Source organism: Kribbella sp. NPDC056951 (genome assembly GCF_042674205.1).
Classification (GTDB): domain Bacteria; phylum Actinomycetota; class Actinomycetes; order Propionibacteriales; family Kribbellaceae; genus Kribbella; species Kribbella yunnanensis.
On the sequence record NZ_JBHUQZ010000004.1, the window covers coordinates 264,702 to 278,810 of the forward strand.

14 protein-coding genes are annotated in these 14,109 nt (G+C 67.8%); 2 read left to right on the plus strand and 12 right to left on the minus strand.

The features are described from left to right. Positions 1 to 46: 46 nt before the first annotated feature. The 6 genes from ACFTSF_RS19320 to ACFTSF_RS19345 form a co-directional block, all read right to left on the minus strand. Entirely contained in the window at positions 47 to 1,342 is a 1,296-nt protein-coding gene (locus ACFTSF_RS19320; protein ID WP_380155036.1) for an FAD-binding oxidoreductase, read from the minus strand. Positions 1,343 to 1,410: 68 nt separating this feature from the next. Further along, the gene (locus tag ACFTSF_RS19325; RefSeq protein WP_380155037.1) at positions 1,411 to 2,004 is read right to left on the minus strand and encodes a HutD family protein; all 594 of its coding nucleotides are present in this window, start codon (positions 2,002 to 2,004) and stop codon (positions 1,411 to 1,413) included. Further along, a complete protein-coding gene (locus ACFTSF_RS19330; protein ID WP_344152509.1) occupies positions 2,004 to 2,300 on the minus strand; it encodes a hypothetical protein in 297 nt (98 codons plus the stop codon). The genes ACFTSF_RS19325 and ACFTSF_RS19330 overlap by 1 nt, the downstream gene beginning before the upstream one ends. A 77-nt stretch (positions 2,301 to 2,377) precedes the next feature. Further along, positions 2,378 to 3,316: a hypothetical protein gene (locus ACFTSF_RS19335; RefSeq protein ID WP_380155038.1), complete on the minus strand. Its 939-nt coding sequence runs from the start codon at positions 3,314 to 3,316 to the stop codon at positions 2,378 to 2,380. After that, complete coding sequence (locus tag ACFTSF_RS19340) at positions 3,313 to 4,974, minus strand: hypothetical protein (RefSeq protein ID WP_380155039.1); 1,662 nt, start codon at positions 4,972 to 4,974, stop codon at positions 3,313 to 3,315. Before ACFTSF_RS19340 ends, ACFTSF_RS19335 begins: the two co-directional genes overlap by 4 nt. A gap of 126 nt (positions 4,975 to 5,100) precedes the next feature. Continuing rightward, a complete protein-coding gene (locus ACFTSF_RS19345; protein ID WP_380155040.1) occupies positions 5,101 to 6,213 on the minus strand; it encodes a sugar phosphate isomerase/epimerase family protein in 1,113 nt (370 codons plus the stop codon). Positions 6,214 to 6,400: 187 nt separating this feature from the next. On the opposite strand from ACFTSF_RS19345, the gene ACFTSF_RS19350 reads away from it, so the two are divergent. Continuing rightward, positions 6,401 to 7,180, plus strand: coding sequence for an SDR family NAD(P)-dependent oxidoreductase (locus ACFTSF_RS19350; protein ID WP_380155041.1), 780 nt, complete (start codon positions 6,401 to 6,403; stop codon positions 7,178 to 7,180). Between the two features lie 19 nt (positions 7,181 to 7,199). Next, complete coding sequence (locus tag ACFTSF_RS19355) at positions 7,200 to 7,778, plus strand: nicotinamidase (protein WP_380155042.1); 579 nt, start codon at positions 7,200 to 7,202, stop codon at positions 7,776 to 7,778. Here ACFTSF_RS19355 and ACFTSF_RS19360 read toward each other — a convergent pair. Genes ACFTSF_RS19360 through ACFTSF_RS19385 form a run of 6 tightly spaced genes read right to left on the minus strand, consistent with a single transcriptional unit; the run spans position 7,771 to position 14,087 of the window. Continuing rightward, positions 7,771 to 9,303, minus strand: coding sequence for an AbgT family transporter (locus ACFTSF_RS19360; RefSeq protein WP_380155043.1), 1,533 nt, complete (start codon positions 9,301 to 9,303; stop codon positions 7,771 to 7,773). The two genes, ACFTSF_RS19355 and ACFTSF_RS19360, sit on opposite strands and share 8 nt — an antisense overlap. Further along, a complete protein-coding gene (locus ACFTSF_RS19365) occupies positions 9,300 to 10,238 on the minus strand; it encodes an alpha/beta hydrolase family esterase (protein ID WP_380155044.1) in 939 nt (312 codons plus the stop codon). The genes ACFTSF_RS19360 and ACFTSF_RS19365 overlap by 4 nt, the downstream gene beginning before the upstream one ends. A 37-nt stretch (positions 10,239 to 10,275) precedes the next feature. Next, positions 10,276 to 11,019 (minus strand): creatininase family protein, encoded by a 744-nt coding sequence (locus tag ACFTSF_RS19370; RefSeq protein ID WP_380155045.1) that lies wholly within the window; start codon positions 11,017 to 11,019, stop codon positions 10,276 to 10,278. After that, positions 11,006 to 11,728: a FadR/GntR family transcriptional regulator gene (locus tag ACFTSF_RS19375; RefSeq protein WP_380155046.1), complete on the minus strand. Its 723-nt coding sequence runs from the start codon at positions 11,726 to 11,728 to the stop codon at positions 11,006 to 11,008. Before ACFTSF_RS19375 ends, ACFTSF_RS19370 begins: the two co-directional genes overlap by 14 nt. Positions 11,729 to 11,760: 32 nt before the next feature. Beyond that, positions 11,761 to 13,257 carry a glycoside hydrolase family 20 protein gene (locus ACFTSF_RS19380; protein ID WP_380155047.1) on the minus strand — a complete coding sequence of 499 codons (1,497 nt, stop codon included), beginning with the start codon at positions 13,255 to 13,257 and terminating at the stop codon, positions 11,761 to 11,763. Next, on the minus strand, positions 13,257 to 14,087 hold the full coding sequence (locus ACFTSF_RS19385; RefSeq protein WP_380155048.1) for an alpha/beta hydrolase family esterase: 831 nt from the start codon (positions 14,085 to 14,087) through the stop codon (positions 13,257 to 13,259). Before ACFTSF_RS19385 ends, ACFTSF_RS19380 begins: the two co-directional genes overlap by 1 nt. Between the last annotated feature and the right edge of the window lie 22 nt (positions 14,088 to 14,109).

Here is a 14,109-nt window from a genome sequence, read left to right on the forward strand (position 1 = left end):
TTGGTGAATTCAAGAATGCATGACAAAGCCGCCGGCGACGGTCGGCTCAATAGTCGGAGTCGGCATCCAGATCGCCTGATACACCGGCCGGCAGCGGGGTCGCGCTGAACACACCCCGCGGGTCGAGACGGCGCTTGATCCGGAGCAGCCGGCTGGCGTTCGGCCCGTACGCCGCCGCGGCCTGCTCCTTGTCGTCGGGACCGAGGAGGTTGGGGTAACCACCAGGCAGCGAGTACGGCGCCAGCGTGGTGCTCGCCGCCCGCGACCACTTGCCGTCGCCGCCGACCTCGATGAACTCGACCATGAAGTGGAAGTCCCGCTGACCGAACGCCGACCTCTTGATCGGCACCCGGGTGGCCGCGCCGTGGAAATGATGGATGTTGATGAAGGTGCCGGGCGACGTGCGAGCCTCGTACGCCTCGAGCAGCGCCGACACCACCTCGGGGGTGAAGCCGGCGACATTGCGAGTGCGGAGCGCGTAATGGACCCCATCCGGGAACGCACCGTCGAACTCACGCAACTTCGCCAGCGGGGACTTCACCGTCACGTCCGCACTCAGCGGCGTACCCAGTGCGGCAAACCCGTCGAGGACATCCTTGCCCTCGGCAAGGTCTCCCGACCACGTCGGCGCCACCGAGACCAGCGGATTGCCGTCGGGACCGACGACAATCGCGATCACCGATGTGAGCTCATCCGGCCCACAGTCGAGAAGTTCGCCGTACCCGCGGAACACCTGCTCAGCCTCGTCATACGGGAACGCGAAGGACCCGACGAGCACCTCGGCCAACGGATGCACGGCAACCTGAGCAGAGGTGACCACGCCAAAGTTGCCGCCACCACCGCGCAACGCCCACAGCAGTTCAGGACCAGCCTGTACGGCGCTCCCGTCGGCGAGCACGACTTCCGCACCCAGCAGGTTGTCAGCCGCGAGCCCGAATCGCCCGCTGAGCGGCCCATACCCGCCGCCAAGCGTCAGTCCCAGCAACCCAACCGTGCCGACCGTCCCAGTCGCCACGGCAAGCCCCAGCCGATCCGCGGCCTCGGCGGCATCCGCAGCAGTCGCACCACCGCCGACGGTCGCGACCCCATCGTCGATCGAGACCTGACGCATCCGGGTCAGATCGACGATCAGCCCGCCATCCCGAAGCGCCCGCCCGGCCCAGTCATGACCACCACCGCGAACCGACAACGGCAGCCCCCGGTCGCGCGCCACGATGATGGCTTCCTGCACGTCGGCGGTCGACGTACAGAGCGCGACCACCTGCGGGCGATGGTCGACAGCCCCGTTCCAGATCGCGACAGAGGCGTCGTACTCGGGTCCTTCGGTGACGAGTTGAACCATGGAACCAAGCTAACTCCGATCGCCCAGCACACAGCGAAGCTTGCCCGGAGAACCCACCACATCTGCCCTCAGGAGATGCTGACGACAGCCACCACTCCATTGCCAGTGACCGTCAACCGGTCAGGCAACTCGCCTACCGCATCCCGCGGGGCGAGCACGACATCGTTCACCATCACGATGCCGTCCATCACCACCAGAAAGGCGGCACCACGAAGGTCGACCAGCGCCCGGTCGGCGATCCGATGACAGACCACCGTCGCCGCAGCACGACCCCGCCGCGTCATCACATTGAGGTTCATCGTCGGCCCCGACGGCACACCCCGGACCTCGGCCTCACCAGGAAACGCGAACGGCTCGAAGCGCCGCAGCACCTGCACCTCACCGTCCGCCATCTCCAGCGTGAGCTGCGCGCCGGATGCCAGCGTGATGATCCGATCAACCCCGGGGAACGTGGAGAACGGTCCGGGCCGCTCGACGGCAGCGAAGCTGAGCCGCCAGTCGAAGTCGGCACCATCGAAGGCGGCACCCTCGGATCCCGCCACCTCGGGACGCGCCACGTCGGACTGCGCGACCTCGGACCGCGCCATCTCGTACGTGAGCCCTCGCCCGTTCTTCCACTCCACCCGCCGGTAGTCGGCGTGCCGCAGCACCCGCAACCCCATCAGTCCTGCTTGACCTGCGACCGTCGCGCCAGCGCGCCACGCACGAAGTTGACTACCAGGATCACCGGCAGGAAGAACGCCTGGAAGAACATCCAGTAGCTGTCCCCCTCGGACATGAAGCCCAGGAAAACGCCGTACCCAAGGAAGGCCGCACCCACGACGCCGCCGAGGATCCGCGCCCCGTCCGACTGCCCGGAGTTCTTCACCAGCGCCATACCCACCATCGCCACCCCGCTGATGCACAGCAGCACGACGTACCACGAAAACGTCGGGTCAGCCCCGAAATCGATGTTCACAAATCCCCCACCAGTAAGCAGTTGAATGAATCCCCCGCGCGGGACGCTACCGGACAGACCGGGCCAGCGCAGGCTGGTCAGCTGACGGTCGATCGAGCCTTGCGGAAATTCTTGGTCGAGTCGCCCCCGGCGTACTGCCACGGATGGGTGGTGACCTGATCTCCGAGCCGAGAGAACACGGCTGCGGCGGCGGGCTTGTCGCCGGCATTGACGAAGGCCATCGCAAAGGTGTTGAAGTACAGCGGCCAGCCGGGCCGCAGCTCGGCGGCCGGGTGCAGAACGGATCGCTCCGCGGCCATTCTGAGCTCCGCTCGAACCTCGGGTTGATTCATGTAGAACCAGGCGCCATCGTCCTCGCGGTCGATCATCACCTCCAGATGGGCCAGCGGGATCAGCGCGTGCAGCATGTTGCCGTCCGGTGCCGCTCCGGCCGCGGACCGGGCCACCTGGAACATCCGGGCGTGGCTGCCGCTCCACTTCTGGCAGCAGGTCTGCAGCCACTCCGCGTGTGCCTTGAGGTTGGTGGCGTGCCGGGAGGTCGCCTGCTGAAACCGGAACTCACCATCTTCGAGGCCTAGTTCCAGCCCGCGGGCGGTCCGCACCAGGAAGGCCCAGGCCGCGACCTCATCCGGGTTCGCCGCGACCACGTCGTACAGGCAGCTCTCAGCAAGGCGGAGCCGTTCGAAGAAGAGCTGGAACTGCTCGGCCCGGGTGTACTGCGCGCCGTACGCGCCCCGCGCATCCCAGGCCCATGCGGTGGCATGGCAGCCGCGAACCAGTTGCGCCAGCGGGTCAGCGGCAGCGATCGGGCCGATCCACTCCTGTACGTCGGCAACGGATCCGCAGGCGTCGAGCAGGAAGCAGCGGTCGTCCGGGTGCTCGGTGCCGAGCAGGATCTGGCGAGCGGTCGGCCAGTCGCGGTGGGCCAACGCGTCGCAGAACGAGCGGGCGAGCGGATCACCCATGCAGGGGTCGATCGCGGGCACCGACGAGGCGCGGCGGCGTCTGAGCTTCACTTCTTGCTCCTGAGTTGTCTGAAGAAGGTGACCGCCCCGATGGCGAGACCGATCGGTATGGCGCGTTTGGCCAGGGACGCGATCTCGTCCGGTGCGACGGTCAGCACCACGGCCAGGATGAGAAGCACCACGAACGGGACCCAGACGACCGGTTGGTCGAGCCAGTACCGGACCTTGTCGATCCGGCGGACCTTGACATGCGGAATCTGGTCCTTCGGCCGTTCCGGCAGCCGAATGTGCAGCGCGGACGGGACCGCTGAGTCGAGCAGCGCAACGGCCTGCGAACCGTGATGCCACAACGTCGGCTCGACCTGCACTTGATAGCCGTCGTGCCGGATCAGCTGCCGGCCACCGTCCGGGTACCTGACCATGCCCGCAATGTCGTTGTACGCAGCGGACACCCGCCCGTCGGCCGCCTCCCGGTGCACGCCGGTGGTGCCAACCGTCAGCGCGCCCTTCGACTCCGGGTGGATCGGCCGGAACCGGCGTCCGTCCAACGGCTTGACCACATCCGGTGGACTTCCCAGCCAGGTCAGTTGCGGATCGCCGCCACCGTCCGGATCGACCGACACGAGCAGATCGCGCCACACCGACACTGCGACTCCGCGCACCTGCGCCACGGTCACCGCATCCGTCTCGGCTGCCAATTCCTCAACACTGTTCGTCACTGGTGTCCCGAGCAGCGCATCTCGAGCGGCCAGGATGGGGAGCCACTGATGAGCGGGCCGGGTGCCGAACTGGCGGATCTGGGCAGCGAGGTCGTCTCGCAGTTCGACCGGATCGGGCCCGCGGTCGCGCAGCCTCCGCAGTACGGCGATGGATTCGCTGACCGCGGACCGCAGTGCCTCCGGGATCACATCCATCCCGACCGTCAGCATCGCCCGGTCGGCATCGACCAGCTCGTACGACGACCAGGCGCTGTAGCCGACTCCGGAGTCGTGCCGAAGTCCGCCCTGCAGGCCTCGTTCGAAGGCTCGCAGCATCGCACCGGCCGCTGTCGACCGGGCAGCCGTCCCGGACAGGGCGATCGCAGCGGGCCGGCCTGCGAAGCCGCCGGGCAGCGGTTGGTCGCACTGGACCGAGCGAGCGGGAATCATCCGAGGGCCCGGGCGCAGCGGCAGTTCGAGCCCGGCGGGCGGTGGCCCCGACAGGGCGAGTACGGCGTTGCCCTGGGCATACGCACGCGCTGCGAGCTCACGCAGCCCCTCCGGCTCGGCGGTGTAGAGGCCGAACTCGTCGTACTCGGCGAGCCCCGCTCCGCGCGCGCCGTACCGCCAGAGCAGATGGCTGCCGACCGGGTTGCCGCCGCGCCGGGAGCTCTCGGCCCGCAGAACGCGGCGCTCGTGGTCGAGATCGGAGAAGACCGGCTCACTCAACCAACGGCACAGGTCGCGCAGGTGCGCGACCACCTCATCAGGCTCACCCTCAACGTCGAACGAGGTGTGCAGCAAGCTGACATGACCGTTGACCGGCGTCCGGATCGAATGCCGCCCATGCAGAGCCAGATGCTCCAGCAGGTGCAGCCAACCGTGTGCTGGGAGCTGCTCGTCCACCATCCCGGCCCTGAACCACAGACTGGCTTGGAGAGTGCCGGGACCGGGCAACCAATACACCGGTACACCGTCGACCTCTGCCAAACGCAGCTTCTCGCCGCTCATTGCCCAGATCCCCCCAGCGCTCGTCAGTAACCGGCCAATCGTGCCGGATGTCGAGCGCTCACAGCAGAGGCTTTGGACGAATTGCAGCTTTTGACATCGACCGAGCGCGAGACTTGGCGGAACCGGTCAGCGGCGATAGATGGTGAGCTCGGACATGTTGGTGTAGCTGGATGCGGCGAAGTTCAGCGATTGCGCCGGAATCGCCGTACCGCCGGAAGCGTTGTCGTGCTCCCAGTTCGCGTGGTGGAGGTGCGGCGCGCCGATGGTCTGGAAGAACTGCTGGAAGTTGATGTCGCCGTCGCCGAGCGGGACCATGTCGTGCCCGTCGGGAACGGACGGGTTGCGGTCGCCGTCCTTGGCGTGGAACAGCGGGAACCGGGTGGTGCGCGGGGCGACGGTCAGGATCGGGTCGAACAGGTCGGTCTGCTGATTGCCTCGCCAGTCGGTGTACGTCGTGTGCTTGAACCGGGCCACGTACGCCCAGTAGATGTCCATCTCGAAGAACACGTAGCGAGGGTCGGCCTGGTCGAAGAAGTACTCCAGCCGGCGCAGCCCGGACGACCGGGTCGGCTTGCCTGCCGCGTCCAAGGGGCCGGTGTCCAGCAGGAAGTCGTAGGCCTCATGGTGATTGTGGGTGTACAGCCGCAGGCCGCGCGCCTTGGCGCGGCGGCCCAGCTCGTTCCAGACGTCGGCGGCGGCGTCCCAGTCGGCTTTGTACGCGCTGTTCGTGGGGTCGCCGCCGGTGCCGATGTGCTTCATGCCCAGCTCCTGGGCGATGTCCATCTGCTGCTCGAACGTGCCCGGGTTGATCTGGGTATGGGTACCGTTGGCGATCAGGCCGTTGTCGTCCAGGATCTTGCGGATCTCCTTGGGCGTGATCTGCCGGCCCAGGATCGCGATGTTCTGGGTGTAACCGGCGAACTCGACCTCCTTATAGCCGATCTCGGCCAGCCGGGCCAGCACCCGCTCGAATCCGTACGGCACGCCGGTGTTGTCCGGCGCCGCGCCGATCCGGTCGCGGACGCTGTACAGGATGATCCCGCGGTTACCGGACGGGATCAGTGGCTCGGCCCGCAGGCCACCACCGTGGCCATGGTCGCCGCCGGTGGCGAACGCCGGAGTTCCGGTGGCCAGCACCGGCAGTCCGGCCGCGCCGAGCGCGGCGGCGGCGCTCGCGGAGGCCGTGAGGACGTTGCGACGGGTGAATCTGGCCGGAGCCTGCTCTTCCTTCTCGTGCATGAGGGTCGCGCCTTTCGACTGGGGCGGGCAAGAGTCGACGGTGCTGGGTGCTCGTGGAAAACCCTTACAGAGGCGCGCCGAAGTTTCTACGGGTCGCAGGAGACTTTCGTGTCGCGCTGCTTGTCCCGGAATAATTAGTCGGCTAAGTTCTTCATGTAGTCGGCTAACTATCTCACAGGAGCGAGTCATGGAACTGGGACTGAAGGACGCCGCGGTACTCGTCACGGGCGGGTCGTCCGGGATCGGGCGGGGTGCGGCGATCGGGTACGGGCGGGAGGGGGCTCGGGTCGCGATCACCTACGGGTCGCGGAAGGAGGCGGCCGCCGAGGTCGTCGCGGAGATCGAGGCGGCCGGTGGACAGGGGTTCGCCGTACCGATGGATTTGAATGCTGCGGGGTCGATCGAGGCTGCGGTGGCGGCGGTGATCGAGCGTTGGGGTGGGCTGGATGTGGCCGTGGCGAACGCGGTCAACTGGGGCAAGCTCGGCTTCCACGGGCGGCCGGAGAAGATCGAGGATGCGCCTGAGGACTGGTGGACCGAGGTGCTGCGGGCGAACCTTGAAGGCAACTTCCGGTTTGTGCAGCAGGTCGCGCCGGCGTTGCGGCGGTCGGCCGCCGGGCGGCTGGTCCTGGTGTCGACCGACGTCACCCTGCGGCCGCTGCCGGGTTCCTGGCCGTACGGCGCTGCCAAGGCCGGGCTGCACGGATTCATGACTGCCCTGAGTTACGACCTGGGCGCGGACGGCGTACTGGTCAATGTGGTGATGCCGGGGATCACGCTCGAGGACGGCAAGCACCGGGTGATTCCGCAGGAGGCGACCGACGAGATCGCCAAGGCCTTCAGTGCGCGGCGGCTGCCGCACACGACCGAGGTGGCTGACACGATCCTGTTCCTGACCTCGCCGCGGACGCCTGCGATCCAGGGCGAGATCATCCGTGTCACCGGAGGTGCGCTACTCCAGCAGTAACCGGCTGTACCTTGGGGACATGACTCGGGCACTGATCGTGGTGGACGTGCAGAACGACTTCTGCGAGGGCGGAAGCCTGGCCGTCAGCGGGGGCGCGAATGTTGCCTTCCAGATCGGCGAGCTGTTGCACAAGTGGCACGAGGCCGAGCCGGACGAGCGCCACTACCAGTACGTCGTGGCCACCCGGGACCACCACATCGACCCGGGTGACCACTTCTCCGACGAGCCCGATTTCGTGAACTCCTGGCCGCGGCACTGTGTGGCCGGGACGGACGGGGTGAGCTTCCACCCGAACCTGGACCCGCAACCGTTCGACGCAATCTTCGACAAAGGTGAGTACGCGGCCGCTTACTCGGGCTTCGAGGGCAAGTCCCACGAGGGCGGGCGCGGGCTTGCCGAGTGGTTGCGCGAGCGCGGTGTCACCGACGTCGACGTGTGCGGGATCGCCACTGACTACTGCGTGCGGGCGACCGCGCTGGACGCCCGCGTCGAAGGCTTCGGTACGACGGTCATCACCGGCCTGACCGCTGGTGTGGCGCCCGGCAGCACGGAACAAGCCCTGAGCGACCTGCGTGCTGCCGGGGTCACCCTCACCTGACCGGCGCGCCCGGGCCGAGCGGGATCCCGAGCGCCCACCAGGCGAGGAAGAGCAGTGTCCAGGCGACCGTCATCGCGAGCGCCAAAGGCACCGTGTACGACGCCAGGGTGCCGACGCCGGCGTTCTTGCGATAGCGCTGCAGGAAGCCCAGTGCCATCACGAAGTACGGGCTCATCGGGGTGATCGCGGTCGAGCCCGAGTCGGCGATCCGGAAGAGCGCCTGGGTCGTCTCGGCCGGCACGTCCAGCAGCATCATCATCGGGACCAGGATCGGCGCGGTCAGCGACCACATCGCCGAACCGCTCGTGACGAGGATGTTGATCAACGTCAGCAACACCAGGATGCCGAGGAAGATCACGATCGTCGGCGCTCCGAGATCACCCAGCCAGCGGGCCGATTCGGCCGACAGCAGGTCGCCGATCCGGCTCCAGCTGAAGTAGGCCAGGAACTGCGCGATCGCGAAGAACAGCACCAGCACCGGCGCCATCTGTTTGATGCCCTCGGCCATCAACTTCGGTACGTCGGCCGCCCGCTCGATCGCGCCGACAGTGACGCCGTACGTGATGCCGACCAGTCCGAACAGCACCGCGACGACCATCGCGATCCCGTCCAGGAACGGCGAATCGACGATGCTGCCGTTCTCGCCACGCAACGGCGAGTTGTGCGGCACCAGTACGGCGACGATCGCGACCGCGGCGAGTCCGAACACGATGGTTGCCCGCAGCAACCCAGTCTTCTCGCGGGCCGACAATGTCAGCGCGTCCGGGTCGTCACCAGGGGCGTCCGGATCGGCCTCCAGGTCGTCCCGTTTGCTCAGCACCAGCTTGGTGACGAGCGTGATGACGAGCGCGAGCAGTACCGACGACGCGATATTGAAGAACCAGTTCGACAACGGCGAGATCGAGGCGTTCGGGTCGACCGTCTTGGCCGCGGCTTCGGTGATCCCGGCGAAGATCGCATCGTTCGGCGTCGGGATCGGACTGGCGTCGTACCCGGAGGCGATCGCGGTGTAGGCGACCACGATGCCGAGGATCGGCGACTTCCCGACCGCGCGGAACGCGAGCCCGCCGAGCGGGACCAGGATGATGTACGCCGCCGCGGACGCGACATGCGCCATCGTGCCGGCGAAGGCGACCGCGAAGACCACCATCGAGGTCGGTACCCGCGAGACGCTGACCTTCATCAGCGACTGCAGGAACCCGGTCCGCTCGGCCAGCGCGACACCCATGATGACGACCACGATGGTTGCCATCGGCGGGAACTCGGCGAAGTTCGAGATCGCTGTGGACACGGCCATCTGGAGGCCGTCGCCGGACAGCAGGTTCTGGACCGCGACCGTCTTACCGTCCTTCGGCGAGACGACCGACACGTCCAGCGCGGCCAGGATCGCGCTCACCACGGCGAGGATCCCGGACAGGATCCAGAACAGCCAGAACGGATGCGGCAGCGCGTTGCCGGCCCGCTCGATGACGGCCATCGCCCGGACCAGGCGTGGCAGCTCCTTCGTATCGGTTGCGGTGCTCATCGCCTGTGCTCCTTGAAGAACTTACCGATCAGCTCGTGCGCCTCGAAGGTCTGCGTGACATAGCCCGGACCCGACGCCGCGTCCGAACCCGGCCAGCTGTGTCCACCATCCGTGACGGCGACATGCACGACATCCGCGTCGCAGCCCTTGTACGTGAACTTGAGGACATCGTCGCCGACCTGAGATTCCCGCGGGTTCTGCTCGCAGTGGTTGCGCACCGACCAGTCCCGCACCCACGTCTGTACGTCGGGAAGATCGCGCTGACCGTCGCCGCCGTACGGGATCGTGGTGTCGCCGGTGCCGTGGATGTCGAGCACGGGGACCGGCCGGCTCGGGGCGCAGCGACCGCCTTCGATGTAGAACGCGCCGTCGACCGGCGCGATCGCCGCGAACCGGTCGGCCAGCTTGCAAGCCAGGATGCCGGTGAAGCCGGCGCCGTTGGATTTGCCGGTCGCGTAGACGGTCCGGGTATCGACGCAGTAGTTGGCTTCCAGCTGGTCGAGTAGGTCGGAAGTGAACTTCACGTCGTCCACACCTTTGGCGGCGTACGGCGCTCCTTGCCACGCCTGCTTGTTCTCGTCACCGATCACCCCGTTGGGGTAGGCAACGACCGCGTCCAGCTTGGACAGGTCCGAGAACGCCTCGGTCTGCGCGCCGGTCTTGCCCCGGCCGTGGAACACGAGGATGAGCGGGTAGCTCTTGGTGGCCTTGTAGTTGTCCGGCACATGCAGCCGGTACGTCCGGTTCAGGCCGCCGCTCTGCACAGTGTAGTCACCGGTGGCCGCGGCCTTGCCACAGCCCGCCGTACGGGCAGTGGTCGAGGCAGTTGCCGTGGGCAACGTGGTGGCGGCGGTCACCAGGCCGGCCGCCACCAGGACGGCGCCGAGGCGCCGGTGCCATTCGGTACCGCGCGTTTTCGGGCATGCGTCAGTCATCGGGGTGCCTCCTCAGGCAGGGGTGGTACGGCGGGGGTCAGGCCGAGAGGAGTTCGTCGGCGAAGGCGGCGATGCGGTCGGCGGCGGTCTCGACGAGGAGGCGGCCGGTGTCGGCAGTGGCGGTTCGGGGGTCACCCAGGACGCCACGCTTGTGGTAGTCGTCGAACCCGACGGACAGTCGCGGCCCCCGGCCACGACGGGACAATCGGGCCGGGACGGAGAGCTCGTCGAGCGTGGTGGCGCCCGGTTCCAGGCGGTCGGCCTGGACGAGTTCCGGGGCCAGGTACAGCATCTGCGCGGTTTCGGCCTCCCCAGCGTGACCGTGCACCTCGCTGACACCGGTGATCAGGTCGGCCACTACTTCGGTGACCGGGGTCCAGGTGAAGGTGAGGTCTTCGCGCAAATACTCTTGTGCCAGTACTGAGAGCGCAGCGTTGTTGCCGCCGTGCCCGGTCACCACCAGAAACTGTTGCCAGCCGTGCGATCGCAGGCTGGTGATCAGATCCCGCACCACCTGCATGAAGGTTGCCGGTGACAACGACATCGTGCCGGCGAACGCCAGATGATGCGGCGAAACGCCATACGGTACGACGGGTGCCACGACCGCCCGCCCGGCCAACCGCTCAGCCACGCGGTCGGCGACTCCGACCGCACGCACTGTGTCGGTGGACATCGCCATCCCACCACCATGCTGCTCCTGCGCACCCACCGGGATGATCACCAACGGCGCCGTCCGAACAGCCGCAGCCGCCTCATCAGTCGTCATCTCACCGAGCCGCATCGGAGCCTCCCGCGGTGGGCGCGGAGTCGACGACTGCGGCTTCTACTGCGATGCGGATGTTGTCCAGGTGCTCGCGGGTTAGGCGCTCGGCTCGGGCGGGGTCGCCGGCGCGGACGGCGTCCAGGATTGCGACGTGCTCCTCGTGGTCCTGGGTGCGGTTGTCGTACAGGGAGCGGATCTGCTGTTGCTCGCGGACTCGCACCTTCAGCAGGGAGGCGAGGACCTCCTGCAGGAGCGGGTTGCCGGAGGCGGCGGCTAGCTCGATGTGGAAGTTCAGGGCGAACGACGGGCCGCCCGGCGGGACGAGGGCGTTCGTGACGGCTGCTTCGAGGCGCTCGAGGTTCTCCGGCTGGCGTGCAACCGCTGACTGGGCGGCGATGGCCGGCTCCAGGACCAGGCGGGCGCTGATCAGCTGCAGGACCGAGTCCTTGGTGATCGGCGGCCGGTGCGGGTTGGCCAGGACCACGTGATTGATGGTCGGGCCGACGTACGTCCCGGAACCGTGCCGGAACTCGACCGCACCGGTCGCCTCCAGCTTCCGCAGCGCCTCCCGGACGGTCGGCGTGGTGATCGCGAAGCGTTTCGCGAGTTCGCGCGCCGACGGGATGGCATCACCAGGACCCAGCCCGCCGTCCCGGATGATGCCGAGAATCGACTCGGTCAACCGGTCGGACAGGCTGGGCGGTGCCTCAGACGCTGAGTAAGTCACAAAGTGACTAAATCACTTAGCCTTTCCCAGCGTCAAGAGCTCGGGGCCGGGCCAACAGCAGTCATCCGCCCCGCGAACTGGGTGTAGAACGGCGGCGCGGGACTTCGCCACGTGTGCTGAGCCATCACCCGCAGCCGCGGATACACCTCGGCGGCCAACTGTTGCTCGTTCTGCCGATCAGGCTGATCGCACCACAGGTGCAGCTTGGCGCCAAGGCTGTCAGCCAGCCTGCTCCCATCGACGAACAAGCCGGGATCCCAGGTGTCGTACATGACCGCCGGCGCGGTGTTAAGCAGGGCGCCGAGCCCACCCACGGTGTAGTACGTCGGCGTGATCGAAGCGTTCATCACCTTGTGGCCTGCGGCAACGAGTTCGGCCGGGCGCCACGCCGGGCCGACCCACGGCGTCAGGCCGCTCATCGACCAATGCTCGACGACGATGGCCGAGTTCACCGTCAGCGTGCCACCGGTCCGGACAAGGCCGTCGTTCCACATCCGCGTGGTCTTGCCGGCCGCCCGGACGATCCCGTCGGCCCAGTTCACGAAGCCGAGATAGGCGTCCTGACCGGTGGCCGCCGTACCGTAGTGCTGCTTGGCATACCGCTCGAGCTGCGGATACTCAGCGAAGTTCTCGACGTACTCATCCGCGCCGATATGCCAGTACCGGCTGGGAAAAAGCGGCAGGAACTCGGTGATCAGGTCACGCATCAGCTCGTACGCCGCCGGCTGCGACAGGTCGATGTTCCCGTGCTGCACCTGCCCCTTCACGTTGACCAGCTTCAGTTCGGGATGAGCGGCCAGGATCGTCTGCATGTGCCCCGGGAAGTCGAGCTCGGGGACGACCTGGATGCCGTAGCGACCGGCGTACGCGATCAGCTCCCGGATCTCCTGGTTGCTGTAGTGCTGCTCGGCGGTGATCTCCGGATGGGTTGCGCTCTCCAGCCGGAACCCGTGCTCGTCGGACAGATGGAGATGCAGGTAGTTCAGCTTGAGATAGGCCATCTCGCGGATCTGACTGCGCAGCCAGTCCAGACTCAGGTACTTCCGGCCGAGGTCGACCATGAAACCCCGCTCCTGGTACGTCGGCCAGTCGCGCACCTGGCCGCCCGACAGGCGGGTCTGCTGGCGGAGCAACTGGACCACCGACCGGGTCCCGAGCCGAACCCCGGCCACCGCACCCTCGACGCCAAGCACCGGCCCGATCTGCAGCACATAGCCTTCGGGACCGCCGGACGCCGTACCCAGCCGCAACTCGATGTCGCCCGGTGCCGCCGGGCCGCCGACGACGTAGCCGACCGGCCGGTTCAGCACCTTGCCAAGATCCTCAGCCAGCAGCCGAGCCGGACCGGCCAGTGCCGAGGGCGCGACCACCTTGCTGCTACTGGTGAAGGTGTAACCGACACCTCCGGGAGCCCACTCACGCACCGCCGGGATCGTCGGTGGCAGGACAGCCGTTCCGCCCCGTGCGGGAACGGTTGTCGTGGTGGCGCAGACCAGCAGCGCAACGAGGGCAAGCAATACCCGCTTCATCACGGCAGCCGGTGCGCGGACAGGAAACGCCACGCGCGCTCGCGGAAGTCCGCACCGGCCGTGCCGGTCGGGTACGCGTGACCGAGGCCCTGGTACGACCGCCAGCTGACCGTGACGCCGGCCGCACAACCTCGGTAGGTCTGGGCAGCACCGTCAGTGACCGGCTCAGTCACGGGCACCGGCGAACACTTGTTCCGCGCGACCCACTCATCCCGGGTACGGCGACCCTCCGCGACCGGGATCAGCGGGTCGCTCTCGCCGTGGAAGAGCGCGACCGCGATCGGCCGAGTGGGTCGGCATCCGCCGAAGGTGTTCGGCGACCCGCCCATGAATCCCGCGGCCGCGGCGAAGGTACCGGCGGCGTCGCACGCGGCCCGCTGACTCATCCACGAGCCGAGTGAGCCACCCTCGACGTACACGCGGGAGCGGTCCACGCAGGACTCGGCGGCGATCCGGGCGACGACGTCACGGAGGAACCGCACATCGGGCGAGCCCACCGCGAGATTCCAGTTCGGGTCGCCGGCGGGGTAGGCCACGATGAACTTCTCGGCGTCGGCGGTCTGGCTCCAGCCGGTCGCCTGCTCCTGGAAGAACGGCACCGAGCCGAGTCCGTGCAGGCTGAGCAGGAGCGGCGCATTGCCGGTCAGGCCGGCCGGGACACGCAGGTTGTAGGAGCGGGTGGAGGCGGGAAAGAAGCTGCGGGTGACCGTGCCGCCGGTCGGCGCGAGCGAGCACCCGGCGATGGTGGTCGCGGCGGAGGCTGCGGTGGTCGCTTGGGGCGCGGTGAGGGTGGCGGTGGCCAGGGTCAGGCTGAGGAGCAGACGCTTCATGGCATCTCCTGAGGGCGGGGGC

What these genes read in the sequence shown, in the direction of transcription:
- ACFTSF_RS19370 (WP_380155045.1), bottom strand. Translation starts at nt 11,019, where the DNA reads ATGCGGCTCGGTGAGATGACGACTGATGAGGCGGCTGCGGCTGTTCGG.
- ACFTSF_RS19340 (WP_380155039.1), bottom strand. Translation starts at nt 4,974, where the DNA reads ATGAGCGGCGAGAAGCTGCGTTTGGCAGAGGTCGACGGTGTACCGGTG.
- ACFTSF_RS19350 (WP_380155041.1), top strand. Translation starts at nt 6,401, where the DNA reads ATGGAACTGGGACTGAAGGACGCCGCGGTACTCGTCACGGGCGGGTCG.
- ACFTSF_RS19385 (WP_380155048.1), bottom strand. Translation starts at nt 14,087, where the DNA reads ATGAAGCGTCTGCTCCTCAGCCTGACCCTGGCCACCGCCACCCTCACC.
- ACFTSF_RS19320 (WP_380155036.1), bottom strand. Translation starts at nt 1,342, where the DNA reads ATGGTTCAACTCGTCACCGAAGGACCCGAGTACGACGCCTCTGTCGCG.
- ACFTSF_RS19345 (WP_380155040.1), bottom strand. Translation starts at nt 6,213, where the DNA reads ATGCACGAGAAGGAAGAGCAGGCTCCGGCCAGATTCACCCGTCGCAAC.
- ACFTSF_RS19380 (WP_380155047.1), bottom strand. Translation starts at nt 13,257, where the DNA reads ATGAAGCGGGTATTGCTTGCCCTCGTTGCGCTGCTGGTCTGCGCCACC.
- ACFTSF_RS19355 (WP_380155042.1), top strand. Translation starts at nt 7,200, where the DNA reads ATGACTCGGGCACTGATCGTGGTGGACGTGCAGAACGACTTCTGCGAG.
- ACFTSF_RS19365 (WP_380155044.1), bottom strand. Translation starts at nt 10,238, where the DNA reads ATGACTGACGCATGCCCGAAAACGCGCGGTACCGAATGGCACCGGCGC.
- ACFTSF_RS19360 (WP_380155043.1), bottom strand. Translation starts at nt 9,303, where the DNA reads ATGAGCACCGCAACCGATACGAAGGAGCTGCCACGCCTGGTCCGGGCG.
- ACFTSF_RS19325 (WP_380155037.1), bottom strand. Translation starts at nt 2,004, where the DNA reads ATGGGGTTGCGGGTGCTGCGGCACGCCGACTACCGGCGGGTGGAGTGG.